General features: G+C 66.4%; 21 protein-coding genes. 18 read left to right on the forward strand and 3 right to left on the reverse strand.

Features of this window, described 5'->3' with window-relative positions; translation table 11 throughout:
- Nucleotides 1-53 precede the first annotated feature (53 nt).
- The 18 genes from B7L05_RS15920 (at nucleotide 54) to B7L05_RS16010 (ending at nucleotide 12,370) form a co-directional block, all read left to right on the forward strand.
- Complete coding sequence (locus B7L05_RS15920; protein ID WP_144037337.1) at nucleotides 54-665, forward strand: hypothetical protein; 612 nt, start codon at nucleotides 54-56, stop codon at nucleotides 663-665.
- Nucleotides 662-1,165 carry a hypothetical protein gene (locus tag B7L05_RS15925; RefSeq protein WP_085811282.1) on the forward strand — a complete coding sequence of 168 codons (504 nt, stop codon included), beginning with the start codon at nucleotides 662-664 and terminating at the stop codon, nucleotides 1,163-1,165. The genes B7L05_RS15920 and B7L05_RS15925 overlap by 4 nt, the downstream gene beginning before the upstream one ends.
- Nucleotides 1,166-1,444: 279 nt before the next feature.
- The gene (locus B7L05_RS15935; RefSeq protein ID WP_085811284.1) at nucleotides 1,445-2,092 is read left to right on the forward strand and encodes a hypothetical protein; all 648 of its coding nucleotides are present in this window, start codon (nucleotides 1,445-1,447) and stop codon (nucleotides 2,090-2,092) included.
- Between the two features lie 10 nt (nucleotides 2,093-2,102).
- Entirely contained in the window at nucleotides 2,103-2,564 is a 462-nt protein-coding gene (locus B7L05_RS15940; RefSeq protein ID WP_085811285.1) for a hypothetical protein, read from the forward strand.
- On the forward strand, nucleotides 2,561-3,025 hold the full coding sequence (locus tag B7L05_RS15945; protein ID WP_085811286.1) for a hypothetical protein: 465 nt from the start codon (nucleotides 2,561-2,563) through the stop codon (nucleotides 3,023-3,025). Before B7L05_RS15940 ends, B7L05_RS15945 begins: the two co-directional genes overlap by 4 nt.
- A 4-nt stretch (nucleotides 3,026-3,029) precedes the next feature.
- Nucleotides 3,030-4,361 carry a hypothetical protein gene (locus tag B7L05_RS15950; RefSeq protein WP_085811287.1) on the forward strand — a complete coding sequence of 444 codons (1,332 nt, stop codon included), beginning with the start codon at nucleotides 3,030-3,032 and terminating at the stop codon, nucleotides 4,359-4,361.
- Nucleotides 4,362-4,446: 85 nt separating this feature from the next.
- Nucleotides 4,447-4,905: a hypothetical protein gene (locus tag B7L05_RS15955; RefSeq protein WP_085811288.1), complete on the forward strand. Its 459-nt coding sequence runs from the start codon at nucleotides 4,447-4,449 to the stop codon at nucleotides 4,903-4,905.
- A 112-nt stretch (nucleotides 4,906-5,017) separates the two neighbouring features.
- A complete protein-coding gene (locus B7L05_RS15960) occupies nucleotides 5,018-5,401 on the forward strand; it encodes a hypothetical protein (protein ID WP_085811289.1) in 384 nt (127 codons plus the stop codon).
- A 27-nt stretch (nucleotides 5,402-5,428) separates the two neighbouring features.
- Nucleotides 5,429-6,016 (forward strand): hypothetical protein, encoded by a 588-nt coding sequence (locus B7L05_RS15965; protein WP_085811290.1) that lies wholly within the window; start codon nucleotides 5,429-5,431, stop codon nucleotides 6,014-6,016.
- 89 nt (nucleotides 6,017-6,105) lie between these two features.
- Nucleotides 6,106-6,918 carry a hypothetical protein gene (locus tag B7L05_RS15970; RefSeq protein ID WP_085811291.1) on the forward strand — a complete coding sequence of 271 codons (813 nt, stop codon included), beginning with the start codon at nucleotides 6,106-6,108 and terminating at the stop codon, nucleotides 6,916-6,918.
- 24 nt (nucleotides 6,919-6,942) lie between these two features.
- Entirely contained in the window at nucleotides 6,943-7,329 is a 387-nt protein-coding gene (locus B7L05_RS15975; RefSeq protein ID WP_085811292.1) for a hypothetical protein, read from the forward strand.
- A complete protein-coding gene (locus B7L05_RS15980) occupies nucleotides 7,326-7,640 on the forward strand; it encodes a hypothetical protein (RefSeq protein WP_085811293.1) in 315 nt (104 codons plus the stop codon). The genes B7L05_RS15975 and B7L05_RS15980 overlap by 4 nt, the downstream gene beginning before the upstream one ends.
- Nucleotides 7,641-7,771: 131 nt before the next feature.
- The gene (locus B7L05_RS15985; RefSeq protein ID WP_085811294.1) at nucleotides 7,772-9,451 is read left to right on the forward strand and encodes a hypothetical protein; all 1,680 of its coding nucleotides are present in this window, start codon (nucleotides 7,772-7,774) and stop codon (nucleotides 9,449-9,451) included.
- 256 nt (nucleotides 9,452-9,707) lie between these two features.
- The gene (locus B7L05_RS15990) at nucleotides 9,708-10,022 is read left to right on the forward strand and encodes a hypothetical protein (protein WP_085811295.1); all 315 of its coding nucleotides are present in this window, start codon (nucleotides 9,708-9,710) and stop codon (nucleotides 10,020-10,022) included.
- 18 nt (nucleotides 10,023-10,040) lie between these two features.
- Entirely contained in the window at nucleotides 10,041-10,253 is a 213-nt protein-coding gene (locus tag B7L05_RS15995) for a hypothetical protein (RefSeq protein ID WP_085811296.1), read from the forward strand.
- Between the two features lie 247 nt (nucleotides 10,254-10,500).
- Nucleotides 10,501-11,376: a hypothetical protein gene (locus B7L05_RS16000; RefSeq protein WP_375601269.1), complete on the forward strand. Its 876-nt coding sequence runs from the start codon at nucleotides 10,501-10,503 to the stop codon at nucleotides 11,374-11,376.
- A 67-nt stretch (nucleotides 11,377-11,443) separates the two neighbouring features.
- Nucleotides 11,444-11,749: a hypothetical protein gene (locus B7L05_RS16005; protein ID WP_085811298.1), complete on the forward strand. Its 306-nt coding sequence runs from the start codon at nucleotides 11,444-11,446 to the stop codon at nucleotides 11,747-11,749.
- 15 nt (nucleotides 11,750-11,764) lie between these two features.
- A complete protein-coding gene (locus tag B7L05_RS16010; protein ID WP_085811299.1) occupies nucleotides 11,765-12,370 on the forward strand; it encodes a hypothetical protein in 606 nt (201 codons plus the stop codon).
- Between the two features lie 95 nt (nucleotides 12,371-12,465).
- Here the strand turns inward: B7L05_RS16010 and B7L05_RS16015 are convergent, their stop codons facing one another.
- The 3 genes from B7L05_RS16015 to B7L05_RS16025 form a co-directional block, all read right to left on the reverse strand.
- Nucleotides 12,466-12,915 (reverse strand): hypothetical protein, encoded by a 450-nt coding sequence (locus B7L05_RS16015; RefSeq protein ID WP_085811300.1) that lies wholly within the window; start codon nucleotides 12,913-12,915, stop codon nucleotides 12,466-12,468.
- A 106-nt stretch (nucleotides 12,916-13,021) separates the two neighbouring features.
- On the reverse strand, nucleotides 13,022-13,348 hold the full coding sequence (locus tag B7L05_RS16020; RefSeq protein WP_085811301.1) for a CPBP family intramembrane glutamic endopeptidase: 327 nt from the start codon (nucleotides 13,346-13,348) through the stop codon (nucleotides 13,022-13,024).
- Nucleotides 13,349-13,785: 437 nt separating this feature from the next.
- Nucleotides 13,786-15,384 carry a nuclease-related domain-containing protein gene (locus tag B7L05_RS16025; RefSeq protein ID WP_179187250.1) on the reverse strand — a complete coding sequence of 533 codons (1,599 nt, stop codon included), beginning with the start codon at nucleotides 15,382-15,384 and terminating at the stop codon, nucleotides 13,786-13,788.
- Nucleotides 15,385-15,831 lie beyond the last annotated feature (447 nt).

Raw genomic sequence — 15,831 nt, forward strand, 5'->3', positions numbered from 1 at the left:
AGCGGAGGGAGAAGCGAGGGGCGCACCGGGCAGGTCCGGAAAGGGAGATGACAATGCGCCCCCAACATATCGCCGTATTCACCGACATCCTGCGCGCGGATCCGCAGACGCTCGCCCACGAGCTCCATAGCATCCTAACCGCTACCGAACACGAGTTCAGCAGCGACGACGCCCGCGACGCCTACGCCGACGTCATCCGCGCGCTGGGCCGTTTTCAGCACGCCTCTGCGTTTCCGCGCGCCTTCGAGGCTGTCGCCGGCGAGACCTTCCGGCCGCTTCCGCAGATCGTCCGCTGCAGCGTCTGTCAGGGTGACGACGTCGTGCGCGACGCGACGGCTCGCTGGGACGCGGAACGCGGCGAGTGGTCACTGGCCGGACTCCTCGACGACCATACCTGCGAAACGTGCGGAGCAAACGGCTCGACCGTCGTCACCCACGAGGCATCGGCGCCCCACGCGGACATTCGCGTCAGGATCGCTCCCCTCGCGGACCATCCCGACGCGGGGCGCACGGGAACGGTCCTACGCCCGAACCACGTTCGTGGCGGGCTGTACCTTCGGCTCGACCGTCGCGCCAGCGAAGCAGTCGAGCGGGTCGCGCTCGCCGACCTCGACCAAATCGAGATCCATGTCCCCACCACGTTGGGCAGGAGTGCCACGGTATGAAGATCGAACTGCGAAAGCTCCGGGTCGACAAGCGCCTCTCCGAAGAGACGATGTGCTACTCGGCGGAGATCTGGATCGACAACGCCCGAGCGTTCCTGGCCGGCAACCGCGGTCATGGCGGGCCGGATCACTTCGATCAGGTAGGGACCGTCTCACTCGCCGACGTCGAGGCTTGGCTTGCGAAGACCCGCCGGCCGCGCGTCGCTTACGGTCTGACCATGAAGCACGATCTCGAGATGGAGGTTTCTGATCTCATGATCGAGGCCGAGCAGATCGCCACCATCCGTCGCCGTATGAAGACGAACGTCGTCACCATCGAAGGCGAGCAGGTCTACACCTACTCGCTGAAAGGACGGCCCGTTTCCGACGTGGTAGCGTCGATCCGCCGATCCAAGCCGAATGTCGTCGTCGTAAACGAGGCCGGCGACGTGGCCCTCTCGACCGCGGTGAAGCTCCTGCTCGACGCGGCCCGCAAGGCTGAGGGAAGCGCAGCGCTGTGAGACTGGAGCTGATGGCACTCCTCGCACCGGCTCGATCCGATCCGCTCTGGGAGGCAGAAAAGAGCGGCTGGCGATGCTTCGTCATGGGCAATCACCGCTGCTGCTACCGACGCGGCAGCGCGCTCCGTCTCGCGTGGCAGCGCGGCTTCGACGCCGCCTCACAGGCAGAACGACCCGAGCTTCTCGTTCTCTGACGCCATACCGACCCCGGACCTCGGGAGAGGAGAGGGAAGGGCAAGGCGCGAGCGCAACCAGGCGCTCGGAGCCGGAGAACCCTTCATGTCCTACGACGTCGCCTTTCGGCACCAGCAGGCGCTGGACCCAAGCGCATTGGTGTCGGTCGCAACCTGCCTCCACGCCCTGACGGCCGCCATCGAGGACTGCCGGAACGCCGGCAAGGACGCTGAAGCCGATCCCGCGGTGCTCCTGCTCGCCCAGCATCTCGGAAGTGTGGCAAGCGTCGGTCGGCCGCCCGCCATCCAGCTTCGCCGCGGCTGCATGGACCAGATCGCGGAGATCCGCCGCAATCCGGCACTCCTCGTCCTCGCACACAAAGGTGTGTCCTATGACGCCAACGCGAAGGCTCTATTCCACCAGGACGGCCGCAAGGCCCTGAAGCGCCTCGCAGAGGCCCTCCTGCTCGCGGACGGCAGCTTCGACGTCCGCTCGAACAAGGCTGGCCCGGCCGTCTCCGGCGAAATCACGCTCCACGGCGAGGAGGTCTACGTTCAGCTCAGCCTGGGCGGGATGGGAGCCGACCGCGAGGTGATGTTCCGCCGGTGCCGCGGCCGCAGCGACTATACCGGCGAGCGGAACCACTGGGCGTCGATCCGCGAGCTTCTCGCGCCCGACCGCTTCGCCGCTCGCCTGCGCCGCGAACTGAACCTCACCGCGCCCGTCGCCGAGCCGACGCGCCTCTTCGCCTGAGGAGCCCGCCATGCAGATCCTTGCCACTCGCCGGCGCATCGTCGGAACCCTGCCGCATTTCGAGTATCGGATCTTCGTGCCGTTCGACCAAATCTCTGTCGAGCGGCAGAACCTGATCCCCAATCGCAGCGATTACGGCTTCAAGGGCGGTCCGTGGGCCAGGATGCGCGAGGTGATCGCGCCGATGGATTACCTCCGCATGGCTCCTGGCCTCTCCCGGCACGACTTCGGTCGCCCGATCGAGGCGCTATCGAAGCGGATCGAGGCGCTCCTCCTCGGCGCCTTGTACCCTGAGATGACCGCCGTCGTCGTGCCCATCGTGCTGGCTGTCCCGAGCAATCCGGATGACTCGCTGATCTACACCGATATCAGCGACATAAGCGGCCGCTTCCTGGCGCTCAACGAGCTTGGCGAGCGGCTTACGAGCGAGGGACTCGGTCTGCGCGCCATGCACCATTCGAGGGCGGCGTGAGCGCGCCAGAGGCGGTCGCGGAGAAAATCCGCACCGACTTCGCCGCGATGGTCGCGAAATTGAAGCGCATCGATCCACCCGACGGCCACAAATGGCTCCCTCAGGTCGGCCCGCTCGACTGGTGGAATCGCGACATTATTCTATCCGTGCGCGGCATCGGCCCCTCCATCTATCTGCGACGCGACCCCGCCAACGACGACGACCCTAGCCAGCTTCGGGTGGAGGTTCGCCTGAACTGGAACGAGGTCGGCGAGGCACCCCGCCTGGACCTTCTACGGTGCATTCTCTGGTGCGAGCGGGGCCGCCGGATCGGCTTCGCCGCGAAAAGCCTGCTGCCGGCGAGCGCCGTCTTCCTGCGAGGCGCCGACGTCGACGAACTCTACACGCGCATCGCTCTCCACCTCGATCCCGCGCTCGCGACGTATCGCCGGTGGCTGGCGAGCCGCTACGACGAGGACTGAGCCGATGACGAACGTCCCGGACCGAGCCGACAGCTTCGATCCCACGGATCCGAACACCTGGATCGGCCGGGGCCGAACACCCGACCACGCTGCCGCCCTTGCCCAAGCGTGGCGAGACTTTCCGGATCACGAACCCCACGCCCCCCTCGACGCACGGATGGCGCGTTCACGCGAACGTGTGGCGGCGATGCGGCCCGTCAATGACGCGATCCGGGCGCATACCGAGGCGCAGCGCCAAGCGGACAATTTCGGCTTCCTCGAACGGAAAGCCAGCGCCGGACAGATCGACGACAGCGATCTGGCGGTCCTAAGCGCCCGCGACAGCTACGCCTATGACTGGGACCGCGCCGTCCAGTACAGCCGAGGCTGGTACGCTGCCCACGCTGGATGGGAATACCGACCCTGTTTGGACGGCCGGGCTGGCGGCGTTCACGCGCTGAAAGCAGCTTACGACCGGGGTTTTGAGGACGGTGGTGGTGACCGGTCGGACCTCTTCGACGCGGCCCGACGCCGCAACGCCGCGGCGCTCCGAACCGGCAATCTGCCTCCCGTCGTGGGCGCCGCGCCGCCATCCCGCCCGCTTCCGAGCCAGTGGCCCCTTCCAAGCGACGAGCCTCGACCGGCTCGATGGGCAAGACGCCTACTGATCGTCAGTGCAGAACAAGGAGCCGCCGAAGGCCTGGGAAGCTTCCGTGTCCGAGACGAGCTAAGCCGCTTCCCGGGAGCGGATGCCATGACCGTGGTGCTGGTGACCGCCTCATCAGGGTTCGCCGCGCTACTAGGCCAGTGGTCCCCCGAGCCGCTGAGCCCGACCCGCGCCAGCGAACTTGCAGGTGAACCGGAGCAGATCCGGCGCTTGCAGGAGCTGATCGGTGGGCGAGACTTCGACGATGTTCTGGTGGCCGCCGATGGAGAGTACCTCCGGATCATCGACGCCGCCGCGTCCGTGCTACCTTTATGCCGCACCATGGAGCGCACGCGGAACACGCCGCTTCAACAGCGAGCACACCTGCGAACCTGGCTCGGTCGGGGCTTTTCCGGCGATTTGAACATCGGCGCCGGCCATATCCGCTGGAGCAAGGTCACCAAAGGGCTGACCGGCAAGCTCGGCGAGTTCACGGCTCGCTATGCCGGTCGGGCCGAAGGTGGAGGACACCTAATCGTCATCGAGACCGCTCCCGGCACCCTGGCAGCCGGGTTTGTCCGCGCTGACGGATCCCCGCTGGACCCGACAATTGCCTTCTCCAACAAGGCGAAACTCCGCGAAGCGATGGCGGCTGCTTTGCGCGCCTTCGGCGGAGCTACGCCGTCATACGGATCCCTGCTCGCAGCGTGACCCAGACGCCAGCGACAGGAGGAGAGGGGGAAGCAGGAGGGCGGCGCGAAACGGAAACCCCCGACGCGCAGAACACGGAGTTGCCATGACCCTCTCTGCCCAGGCGATCTTCGCCACCGCCCCACTCGGCGCGATCGTCCACTTCGCCAACGGCGAGCCACGCCCGCCCGCACACCACAAGCGCAAGCTCCGCGCTTGGGAGGATAGAAACGGCAAGGGGCGTCTCACCCGCCGGTCGCCGGGGGGCGAGCGCTACCCTGCCGATTTCACGCTGCACCTCGGAAACTGGGGCGAAGCCGGCGCGATCGTCCTCTCGGTCAGCCGCAGCTTCCAGGTAACCAGCGAGTCGACCTTTCAGATCGAGCAAGTCCCCAGCGCGGGGCAGGCCCTGATCGTCACCGAGTTCGCCGGACGCATCGAGTTGCAGCATGTCGCCAACGATCGCGCGAGCGCCGAAGCGTGGCTGACCGAACATCGCTATCACAATGCGCGCATCGAGATCGTCGAGCCGACCGCCGCCGAGCCATCTCTCGCGCCGACGTGATCTACAGCCGCCCACATCACCCCCGAGGCGGCAGGTGAACGATCCGACTCACGACCTGCCCGCCTCGACTCATTCTTCTGGACCACGTGCGTCCAAAAGCGAGGATACGACGATGCAGAGGCTCATCACCCATAGCTGCGGCCATGACCAGAGCCACGGTATCAACGGCCACTTCGCGGCCGATTCTGACCGGCAGGCGAGCCGCCTCTCACGGCAGAAATGTCGGAGCTGCTACGACGCGGCCAATGCGGTGCGCGCGGCCGAGGATAGCGCAGCCATCGCCGACCTGGCGCTCGTTCCTCTGACGGGCAGTGAGAAGCAGGTCGCATGGGCCGAAACGCTGCGCACGAAGCGCATAGCAGCGGTGCGGAAACGCAGCCCGAAAACGGTCGAATGCCTCGCCTCGATCGCCGACGCGAAATGGTGGATCGACAACCGACGTGTTCCTGATGCGACAATAATCGCGTCGGCGTTACCGCCAGCCCCGATCGCCTAACGACGCGCCCGGACTGAAGGTGCCGCGATGGACTATAATCCCCGCGTCGCGAACGTCTCGCCGGAGGAGTTCGCCGAACTCCTCGCGATCGTTCGTTCCGAACCCGACCGCGCCACGCTGACGGAAGATGATCGCTGGCGCCGGGACTATGCCGAAGAGCAGCGCCGGAAGCGCATCATCGGCCACCAGCAGGACCTCTTCGGCGCCGCGACAACGGTCCACTATCGACGCAACGCTCCGGCGTCCGAGGTGGAACGCCCGCCGGTCGAGACGATCGATGCCAAGTTGAAGCGCATCGCGGGCGACCCCCTTGCGACGTTCGGGCCGCCCCGTTCCGACCGACCGTCCTACCTCTCACCCGACGCGAAAGCGGCGGTGATCGCGGTCGCGTCGAATTGGCTACGCGTGCGCCAGAGGGTCCGCATCGTCGACGCCCCAGGAACCGTCGACCCGGCTTTTGGACCTCAGCTGTTCCTCGGCCGCAGCGGCGTAGTCTGGCGGCTGTGTGGCGGCGCGTTCGCGGATCACTGCTATGTCTTCCTCGACCCTGTCGGTGGCGAGCGCACACAAAAGGTTGCGTTCGTCGAGCTGCGAGACCTCGCGCCTGCCGAATAGCTCCGGAACGATCGTGAGAGCTACGCGCGTGCTTCGGGCGATCAGGAGGGGAGAGGGAGAAGATCGCGCGATCTCGAGGAGATTGCAGCGTGCTCACCACAAGAAGCCAGCGATGGCGCGAGAAGCGAAGCCTCTACGTTGACGACCTCAGCGTCATCGACCCCAGGGCATATTCGGTGGACGTGATCGAACAGAAGGCAGCACGGGCCTTCGTTGCCGTCCATCACTACCTGCCGACATGGCCGGCCGCGCAGCTCGCGGTCGGTCTCTTCGGGCCTGGCCGAGGATGTCGGGCGAGCCTTGTCGGCGTAGCAGTCTTCGCCGTGCCGGCGATCGGATCGGTCATCACCCGCCACGCCGGGCTCGCCAGCGACAGCGGGACGACCCTCGCGAGGTTCATTCTGCTCCCCGACGTCGCCGGCAATGGCGAGAGCTTCTTCCTTTCTCGCGCGCTTGGTCACTTGCGCCGGGAGAAGCGCCAGCTCGAAGCCGTCGTCTCCTACTCCGATCCAGCGGCGGGGCACATCGGGCGGATCTATGCAGCGCTCTCGAGCGCCTACCGAGGTCAAATGCCGGAGCGCACCTCCTACCACATCGGAGCGCAACCGATATCCGGGCGAACGCTGTCGAAGATCCGGCTCGGAGAACGAGGCGCATCCGGCGCCATCGACCAGATCGTCGCTTTCGGCGCTCCCCGTCCGACGATCGGCGAAACGCCGGCCGACTGGCTCGTCCGTCTGACCCGTGAGCGCGTACTATCCCGCGCGCGTCATCCAGGCCTGCACGCCTACTGCTTCGAGATCAGCCATCGAGCCCGCCAAGCCGGGGCGAAGCTACCGCGGAAGCCGTACCCGACGGTGCTGACGCTCCCTCACCCCGAACTCCCCCTTCTTGCCGCCTGATGCGGCACTCGCCGGAGACAGACCATGGCAGACATTCGCCAGCTTCCCGTCATGACTGCTGCCGATGCGAAGAGCATCGGATTCGGTACGTTCAATGACGTGCCGACGCTGCCCGTCGATATTCCCGACCACGACTTCACGATCAGCGCGAGGACGTCCGATGGCCGGCGCCTCACGATCTACTTCGGCGTCTACGGGCCAGGGCGCCCGCCCGAGTTCGTCGACATCCAGTACCACGATGCTGCCACAGTCGCCGCAGCGCCTGACGGCGCAACGGTGCCAACCTTCGACTTTTTCGGGACGACGTCCAACGGCGTGCAGACGTTCGACAGTCGAACGGTTCTGCCGGATCACAAGCCCACCTTCCTCTGTGTCCTGATGGACCGACCGAAACAACCGGAGTCGGCATGATGCACAGCGTCGCGGTTTTCTTTGTCCAGCGCCTCTTGGGTGGAGCCGAAGAGGGCGGATGGTACTACGAAGCCGGAGACCTTAGCACCGAACCGGAGCTGGTCGCGTTCGGCACCACCTTCGCGTTCGGGCACGAGACCCGTGCCGACGCGGTGGCCGCTGAGATCCAAGCGCATCTCGATCGCGACTGGAACGTCGGCGATCACGCGCGCCCGCTCGACAGCGTGTTGAGCGCGGGGCGCTGGGAGGCACGCACATTCGAGGGCTGGCCCCCCACTTCGTTTCCGGCGGAGCGGCCTCGGTACGGATGAACCAAAGGCGGCTTGCAAGCACGGCCGCTCCGCCGAGCGAAGCGCAGCAAAGGCACCACGCCGACTAGAGGGGAGAGGGCAGGGAAGGGCGAGCGGGCGAACGAGCGCCCCAGACGCCGGAGACACCTGCCATGCACCTGCCTTCCACCATCCGGGCAACCGTCAGCCCGACGATCCTCACCAAGGTCGGCCGCCTTTTCAACGGCACCGTCGACGACGTCCTAGCAGAACTGCTCCAGAATGCGCGACGTGCCGGCGCCAGCCAGGTCGAGGTCGCGACCCTCGATCTCGCCGGTCAGTCGGTGCTGGCGATAGGCGACAACGGTCGCGGCATCGACGATCCGAGCGCATTGCTCCGCCTCGGACAGTCCGAGTGGGCCGACGCGATCGCCGTAAGCGAAGATCCCGCCGGCATGGGCTTCTTCAGCCTGGCCGGCCAAAGGGTCGAGGTTCGCTCCTTCTCCGCAGCAAGCGGCGCTGGTTGGCGGATCACCATCGAGCCGGACGCGTGGCAAAGCGGAGCGGCAATCGCCGTCGAGCCCTTCGACATCACGGCAGGCACCGAGATCCTCATCGACACTCCCGAGGCCTGGGACGATCGCATTGCGGCGGCCGTCGCGGAGGCAGCCCGATTCTATCCGGTCGCCGTCGGCTTTAACGGCCAGCCTCAAGCTCGAGAGGACTGGCTCGCCAAGGCGGTCTATGTCGAGGAGTGGAACGGCAGCCGGATCGGCGTCTTTCGCGACAGTCCACGCGGCCGCGACTCCCGCTCGATCAACTTCCACGGCCTGACCGTCGCCTGCCGGTTGTCTGAGGTCTCGGAGGTGGGTCGGGGCGGGGCGTGGCGCGCGTTGGTCGACATCGGCGACACTCCCGGTCTTCAACTCGTTCTTCCAGCTCGCAAGGAGGTCGTCCAGACAGCCGGCCTCGAAGAGACGCGGATCGCCTGCAGGCGCGCGATCTACCGCGCGATCGCGCGCGAACCCCGGCACCGCCTCGCCTTTGCGGAGTGGGAACAGGCACGAGGTCTCGGCGTCGAGCTCGCCGCAGCAACCCCGTACCTGTTCGGTTGGCAAGCACCATCGAACGACAGCAGCATGGCCGGCCTCATGGGCGAAGCCGTGAGCGACGTTCCCATGATCGTGATGCCGGACCTCTCACCGGATATCGGCCAGTCCGCCGGCCGAGCGCTTCGTCAAGGCAAGCCGCTCGGTGCCCGCCTTGTCTTCGAGGAAAGCGCATTCGAGGGCTATGGCTGGTACGACGCCCTACCTGTCATCGAGGACATCTCCTTCCTGGTCGACGTTGATGGTGAGCACCACCGTTACAGCGAAGCCGAGCAATTCACCGGTCCCGGCAGGAGCGGCCCTGTCGACGCCATCTCCTGCGAAGTTACCGTCCCGAAGCTAAGCGGCTCGCCGCTCCAGTTTCCGGCCGACCTCCTGATAACGGACCCGAACGGCTTTTCGCAGCTCGACGAGATCGCTGTCCTGTTCACGGATCCTACGTCGATCGCGGTCGACGACTTGGTCGACCTGCTTGAAGCGGCCGTCTTCAGCGACAGCGACGACAGCGACGCCGACAGCTACCAAACCCAGCAAGCCGACTTCCGCCGTGACGCGAGAGACTTCGCACGCCGCCTCCTATGCGGCGACGATGAAGCCCTACTCGAGAAGATCCGCGAGGCGGTTGACCGGTATGCCGCCTCGTCGATCCCCGAAGGCCGCCGGATCGTCATCACGCTGACGGCCGGCTCTACTGAGGTGATGTTCGACGATCCACCGGCGAGCGCGACCAGCGCAGCCGCCTGATGGAGGTTTCCATGGCCAATCTGACGACTGCTTTCGCGGACGATGCGGTCGCGATTGCCGCGGCCGCGATCGCCCTCGCAAGCGCGCTTCTCCTGTTCTCCCGACGGCACCGCGCGACCGCCATCGTGATCCTGGTGTCTGCCACGCTCACGCTCGGTCTTAACCGCTTCATGGCGGCCCATCCGGAGCGGATGCCACGACCGGAAGAGAGAGGGCGGGGTGGAAGCGCACTGATTGAGAGCAATGGAGATCCCACGTGCGCGCCACCGTCCTGTTCATCTCTTCGACTGCTCACCTCCCGGTCTGGGAACGGATCGCCATCGAGCATCTGATCGACTGCGCTCCCCGGGACCCCCAGGGAGGGCGGCTGCGGATCGAGCACGATATCGTCTCCATCGAAGCGCACCAGAACGGCTTCCTCATAGCGACCGCAGTTCATGGCACGGGCGAGAGCCCGGACGGGATTTCGCCCGCGCTGTGGGCTCTGCTCGGTCACGCCGCAGCCGCCGGCGCGGCCTGGATCATGTTCGACCACGACGAACCCCCGACCTCCGACTTCCCCGTTTTCTAACCCTCGTGGAGATCCGCCATGTGCGACACCGTCGTCGATATCCGTGCCCGGCTCTCGCCGCGGCGCGCGAGCCTCGCATCCTTCGAGAACGCCTATGCCGTCGCGGTGCAAACCCGCGAGGCGAGCGGCGTCGACCAGTTCGTCGTCAAGACGAATGACCCGATCCAACCCTTTCGCGTCACGCGCGACAAGCCGAGCGAGCCGGAAACCGTGCTCCTCCGGGTCGCATGAGCCGCGGGCCGATGCGGCGCGACGGACGCTACTCCATTGCGCGCGAGTTCTGCGGGCAGCCGAAGGCCCGACAGGTTGCCCGCTTCTGCGGCGACTGGCTCGGCCATGCACCGAACCGTCGCGGCGCACGCGCCATCATCGAAGCGCACCAGGCCGCCCGCGCCTTGGCGCTGACGCACGGAGGATAGCCATGCTCGCTTCCCTCCCGCGCCATGCCAACCGAGACCCAGTCGTCGCTGCCTGGGGCATGGGGCTGGACAGCACCGCCATGCTCATCGAGCTTGTCGCCCAGGGCGACGCGCCGGACGTGGTCCTAACAGCCGACACCGGTGCCGAACGCGACGAGACCTACGCCTTCCTTCCGGTCTTTCAGCGCTGGATGGATGACCACGGGCTCGAGCATCACGTCGTCCGATACGTGCCCAAGCGGTTCAAGCACTGGCCGCCATACGCCTCGATCCTCGAGAACGTGCTGACCAACGCAACCCTCCCCTCGATCTCAATGGGCCGGGGGAGCTGCTCTCTCAAATGGAAGGTCGAGCCGCAGGATAGATGGGTCCGCAACTGGGAACCGGCGAAGGCAGCGTGGGCGGCTGGCCGCACGGTGACGAAGCTGATCGGCTATGATGCGGGCGCGGCCGACACTCGACGATCCCAGCACGCAGCGACGATCGAGAACCCTCTATACACCTTCCGCTACCCCCTACGGGAATGGGGCTGGGATCGTGCCCGGTGCGTCGCCCGCATCCGCGAAGAGGGGTTGCCCGTTCCGATCAAGTCCGCGTGCTTCATTTGCGGAGCGTCGCGGCCGGAGGAGGTCATGACGCTTCCAGCCTGGTGCCTCCGCCTGATCGTACTGGTGGAAGCTCGCGCCAAGCCCCGCCTGCGCACCGTCGAGGGACTCTGGCGGAAGTCGACCCGAACACGTCCGGGCATGATGACCGACTTCATCAGGGCCAAGAACCTGCTCGATCCGCGCGAGATCGATGACATCATCGCTCACGCGCCGCAGAACCTCCTCGCCTTTCAGGAAGTCGCCGCGCTGATCCCCCTCGAGGAGCGGCCCCACATGAGCGAGTGGCTGGACCGCTTCAACGCCGGCGCCGGGCGGCTCGCGGCGTAGCCGCACACCGCAGGTCGCAAGATCGACGCCACCATGTTAGCTTCCGCAGCGCACCAGGGAGAACCCGATGACCGTGCCGACCAGTGCCGACGTCCAAGCCGCGATCAGCCGACTTCTCGTTGTCGCGGGCAGCGACACCGGCCAGTCGCGCAGAGCCGCCGATTTCCTCCTCGCGTGGTGGAACGGCGCCGATCTCGGCCACTTCCCCATCGAGCATCTATGGAACGTCGATCGGGCGATCTCGGCCGACATGCTCACGATCCTCGCCTATCTCGCCGAGCAGCCGACGGCAGTTTACGCCAACGCCTTCGGTTTTGACGAAGCGATCCGCGCCCTCGTCGAGCAATGGCGCGATCTTCCCCGCGCTGCCTGACCAAAGGCCTCAGCCATGACCATCCGTGCTCAGGGACATTTCCTCTCGACGATTGCTTTCGTCCTTCTCGCCATGCGGTTCGCCGTGCCGGCGGTATACGGCGATGTGAGCGACGTAGGGCCGTGCACCACCCTCCTCATGAGCACGCCAGTCCTGATCCTGTCGGTTCTCGGGATCATCACCGGCGGTCTCGCGATGATCTTCGATCCTTTCGGCGCCCAGCCGCAAAAGATCCGGCAGACGCTGCCACCAGCTCGCGGCCAAGCGCCCGCCCTGAACTCGGAAGCACAGGTCGCCACCGCACAGATCGACAAGCTGGTCGCTCGCTTTCACGACCTACCCGAGGACGCCGTGCCGATGGATGTACGAATCGAGTGCGACGCCATCGTCGATAAGCACCTCCCGGGCCTGCGCTCCGCTCACCACGATGCACGAAGCACCGTTGCAGCCGGATCCGACGACGCCGAGGTGTTGGATCATGACTTCGCACAATCGCTGAACCGCCTCTCCGCCACGCTTATCCGGCTTCTGGATAACTGCGGCGAGAACGCCCGCGGTCGTTTCGAGGTCGAGCAGCGCTTCATCGAGATGCGTCATCCGGATGAAGGACTATCGGTCTAAGCGCCCTTGAAGCACCACGACGAAGGGGCCGCGCCGGCAAAGCCGACGCGGCCCCTTTTTTGCCCTCCGCTGCTCGGAGGCAGCCAGAGCGACGCTCAGCTTCGGCGCAGCAAGTCGCTCACGCTGTTCTCCGCGATCACGGCCGTCGGGATGAGCGGCATGGGCGCACCCGCTTCCTGGATCGCCGGGAACATGCGAGCCCGCGCCCGCGCGAGCTGAACGAGCCACGCGAGGTCAGCCATGGCCTCATAAACATCAAGCTCTGAGACGATGTAAAAGAGACGGCGCTGATAATCGTCACCCTCGCCAGCGAGGATCTCGGCGAGCATCGCCTTGCCCTCGCCATCCTCGATGCCGCCGCGCCGGTCTGCCGCTACGCGCTCGACCGCCTCAAACACCTGCATGGTGCTGTAGTAGGCGTCGTCCAAGCCTTGGCCCATGGCCGCCAGCGCGAGCATCTTTCGACTGCGCGACGCTGCGGGATCCCGCACCGCATCCTCAAGAGGCAGGTTGAAGTCGTAGGACTTCAGCAATTCCTTCTGCATGGCTTGGTTCTTTCAGGTTGCAATCCTGCGCGCTCTTAGAACACAACGGGAACGCACAAGACAAGCCCCTTTCTTCATGGCGCGGGGACGTTCGGTCGCGCGAGGGTCAGGCGAGGGTGATGTACCATAGGCCGAAGGCGTTGTTGGCCGCGTGTACCGCAAGGCCCGACCAGATCGATCCGGTCCGCGCCCGGCAGAAGCCGGTTGCGATACCGAGGCAGATGCTCGCCACCCAGTTCGCGATCTCTGCGTGAAGCAACATGAAGGCCAGCGTCGCGATCGCGATTGAGCCCGCGCTGCCGATCCGGCGCGCCAGCGCGCCCTGAAGATAGCCCCGATACAGCAGCTCCTCGATGGCGGGGCCGACCACGACCGTCGCCGCGACGAGCGCGGCGCCGGCGATCGGTCCGCCTCCGAGCAGGGCGTGTCCCACTCAGGGTCGAGGCTCTTCCCGCCTGCCACACGGTCGCGCCTTGCAGCGCGAGGATCAACAACGGCACTTGCGAGATGACGGCCGCGATCGCGACCGTCGTTGTCGCGCGATGGTCGCCCTGCGGGCGCACCATCCCCACGGCCCGCCGACGATCAGGCCGGCGCAGATCCCACCACATCAGGAGCGTCATGATGACGGCCGCCGCGACAATCGTCGCGGCGATCAGGGCGGGTGACATGGGACTGACCCCCAGGGCGGGCCCTACGATGTAGTGGATCACCGTCAGAAGCACCTGGTGCAGGATCAACAGCCCGACGACCAGCGGCAGCTCGCGCCGGCCCGGACGCGGTGCCCAGGCCGCTCGCCTCTTCGCTCTCGCGCGTTTCGCCAGCGTGGCCATCAACGTTCGGCCCGGCCGATAATGCCCCCACGCACCGTCACGCCACCTTCCTGTCGTCGCCGCTCAGGTCTGGAGCCTCGATCGGGAGCCCCGCGCTCAGCAGCGCGATCACCTCCTCGATCCTATCCGCCGCCACGAGCCAGTTGCGGAACAGCGGTTTCCATTCGCCGCGCCCCTTGGCCGACCCGCGCACGAGCGCGATCAGCTCCTCGCCGCCGTCGTGCCTCAGCGCGTAGCGACCATCGGTCACACGCTTGATCGTCACCACCCCGAAGGCGGTGCTGACTTCCGACGGCACCTCTGGTCCCGCGGCCTCGACCTTCGGTCGTTGGCCGATCGGTGCCGGGCCGGGCAGGATCACCTCTTCCTCGCTGCTGACCTGAGGTCCCGTCTCAGCGCTGGAGGTTCTCGCCTCGCCCGTTCCTTTCAGCCCGGCCATGACGGCCGGGAGGGCATCAACCGGTAGGAGCCAGTTGCGAAAGCGGCTTTGCCATTCGCCGATCGGTGCCGCGACAGCGCGTACATAGTCGGCAAGCGCGTCGTTCTTCGCGTGCCGCAGCGCCAACCGACCGTCGCCGACTTGCTTGACCGTGACGACGCCGTGGGGCGTCTGGATCTCAGCACCGCCTGCGGCCAGTCTCTCGCCGAAGTCCTCCCTCACCACGCGGTCATCTGTCGTCACCGCTCGCTCCTCGCGCTCGCCGCTGATGGCGACCGCCGGAGGTGCGGTCGGCGCCGTTGGCGCCGGCGTCTCTGGCGATGATGGCGGCGCTGCTGGCGCCGGCACTTCTGTTGGTTCGGGTGCGATGGACACCGCTTGCAGCGGTGGCACCGGTTCGATCGGCGCGGCCACGGCCGCGAGAGGCAGGGCAGGCTGCGCCGAGCGCGCCTGCGGCGCGCCCACGGCGCTCGCGACGGACGCTGGCGAGATCCCGAAACGCGCGTGCCAGTCCCGATCCGACGGCACATGATCCTCGATCAGTGCCTCAGCGACTGTGACCAGGTCCTGTACGGAAAGACGTGTCGCAATCCGCCAGAGAACGGCGAGCCCGGAGCCGTGGTCACGCTGCTCCTGCCACCATTTGCGAACATTGTCCGCTTTGATGAACGTGATGTCGTCGTCACCGCGCCGACGTGGAACCGGGCGATCGGGCGGCACCACGATGACCGGTTCGACCTTGTCGATGACGGTGAGGCCGTTCACGCGAAACCAGCGCTGCAGGTCGAGAACGTGCCGCCTCGCCTGTTCGGGCGGAGACGGAATGTCGAACCGAACGCCCTTTCCCGCGCCGTAGTAGGCGCTCCACTCGCCGCGATCATTGCAGAACAGCCGACCGCCGTAGTTTTTCGTCTCGAGCACATAGGCGGTGCGGAAGCGGGTCAGGAGCAGATGATCGATCTGGACCGCGCGCCCGTCCATCTCCAGCCTGAGATCGTGAATGACAACGGTCTGATCGGAGTCATGGAAGAAGGCGTCGAGGTAGTGCGCCGCGTCCCGTTCGCCGGCGATGCCACGACGCACGTTCCAGATCTCGCGCTCGACCGCAGCGCGTTGGGTCCGGCTGAGCTTGAGCTCCAACAGCCCCTCCAGCTCCAACAGGTCGATTGATCGATCGTCAGCATCCTTGAGCAGCATCGAAGCCCCCTTGGCCGGCATAGTATCTTATATCGGCCGCCTGAAAAGATGGCGCCGTTGGCCAAGATGAGAAGAAGGAAGGGGCTGGGGATTGCCGGCTGCGCCGGCACCGGGACGCCCCATCTCCGCGCGCCTGCGGCGCGCTCCGACCGAGCCCGCAAGCGGTCTCGGCCCTTCGGGTGTAGGCCGCCCTATCCGGGGATGCGCGGCGCGGGCAGTCTATCCCCTCGCACGTCATGCCGAGCCGACAGGGCACCGCAGCGATGTTGAATCGCGCGCAAGCGCGCGATGTGCTGCTTGTGAGCCCACGATCTCATCGCCCCCTTCGCCGCCTCTCAGTGTCCCTGCGTTGCAGACCTGCCCGCCGGGGCCGGTGCCTCGAACAGTATTGGCCGCTGGCGCGGCCAATGCTTTTGTTTGTTCTCGGAGGCACCTCAACAGAAATAC

It is taken from the genome of Sphingomonas sp. TZW2008 (genome assembly GCF_002117915.1).
Taxonomy (GTDB): Bacteria; Pseudomonadota; Alphaproteobacteria; order Sphingomonadales; family Sphingomonadaceae; genus Sphingomonas.

Coding starts and splice junctions, on each gene's coding strand:
- B7L05_RS15920 (WP_144037337.1), top strand. CDS start 54: ATGCGCCCCCAACATATCGCCGTATTCACCGACATCCTGCGCGCGGAT.
- B7L05_RS15925 (WP_085811282.1), top strand. CDS start 662: ATGAAGATCGAACTGCGAAAGCTCCGGGTCGACAAGCGCCTCTCCGAA.
- B7L05_RS15935 (WP_085811284.1), top strand. CDS start 1,445: ATGTCCTACGACGTCGCCTTTCGGCACCAGCAGGCGCTGGACCCAAGC.
- B7L05_RS15940 (WP_085811285.1), top strand. CDS start 2,103: ATGCAGATCCTTGCCACTCGCCGGCGCATCGTCGGAACCCTGCCGCAT.
- B7L05_RS15950 (WP_085811287.1), top strand. CDS start 3,030: ATGACGAACGTCCCGGACCGAGCCGACAGCTTCGATCCCACGGATCCG.
- B7L05_RS15955 (WP_085811288.1), top strand. CDS start 4,447: ATGACCCTCTCTGCCCAGGCGATCTTCGCCACCGCCCCACTCGGCGCG.
- B7L05_RS15960 (WP_085811289.1), top strand. CDS start 5,018: ATGCAGAGGCTCATCACCCATAGCTGCGGCCATGACCAGAGCCACGGT.
- B7L05_RS15965 (WP_085811290.1), top strand. CDS start 5,429: ATGGACTATAATCCCCGCGTCGCGAACGTCTCGCCGGAGGAGTTCGCC.
- B7L05_RS15975 (WP_085811292.1), top strand. CDS start 6,943: ATGGCAGACATTCGCCAGCTTCCCGTCATGACTGCTGCCGATGCGAAG.
- B7L05_RS15980 (WP_085811293.1), top strand. CDS start 7,326: ATGATGCACAGCGTCGCGGTTTTCTTTGTCCAGCGCCTCTTGGGTGGA.
- B7L05_RS15985 (WP_085811294.1), top strand. CDS start 7,772: ATGCACCTGCCTTCCACCATCCGGGCAACCGTCAGCCCGACGATCCTC.
- B7L05_RS15995 (WP_085811296.1), top strand. CDS start 10,041: ATGTGCGACACCGTCGTCGATATCCGTGCCCGGCTCTCGCCGCGGCGC.
- B7L05_RS16000 (WP_375601269.1), top strand. CDS start 10,501: ATGGGGCTGGACAGCACCGCCATGCTCATCGAGCTTGTCGCCCAGGGC.
- B7L05_RS16005 (WP_085811298.1), top strand. CDS start 11,444: ATGACCGTGCCGACCAGTGCCGACGTCCAAGCCGCGATCAGCCGACTT.
- B7L05_RS16010 (WP_085811299.1), top strand. CDS start 11,765: ATGACCATCCGTGCTCAGGGACATTTCCTCTCGACGATTGCTTTCGTC.
- B7L05_RS16015 (WP_085811300.1), bottom strand. CDS start 12,915: ATGCAGAAGGAATTGCTGAAGTCCTACGACTTCAACCTGCCTCTTGAG.
- B7L05_RS16025 (WP_179187250.1), bottom strand. CDS start 15,384: ATGCTGCTCAAGGATGCTGACGATCGATCAATCGACCTGTTGGAGCTG.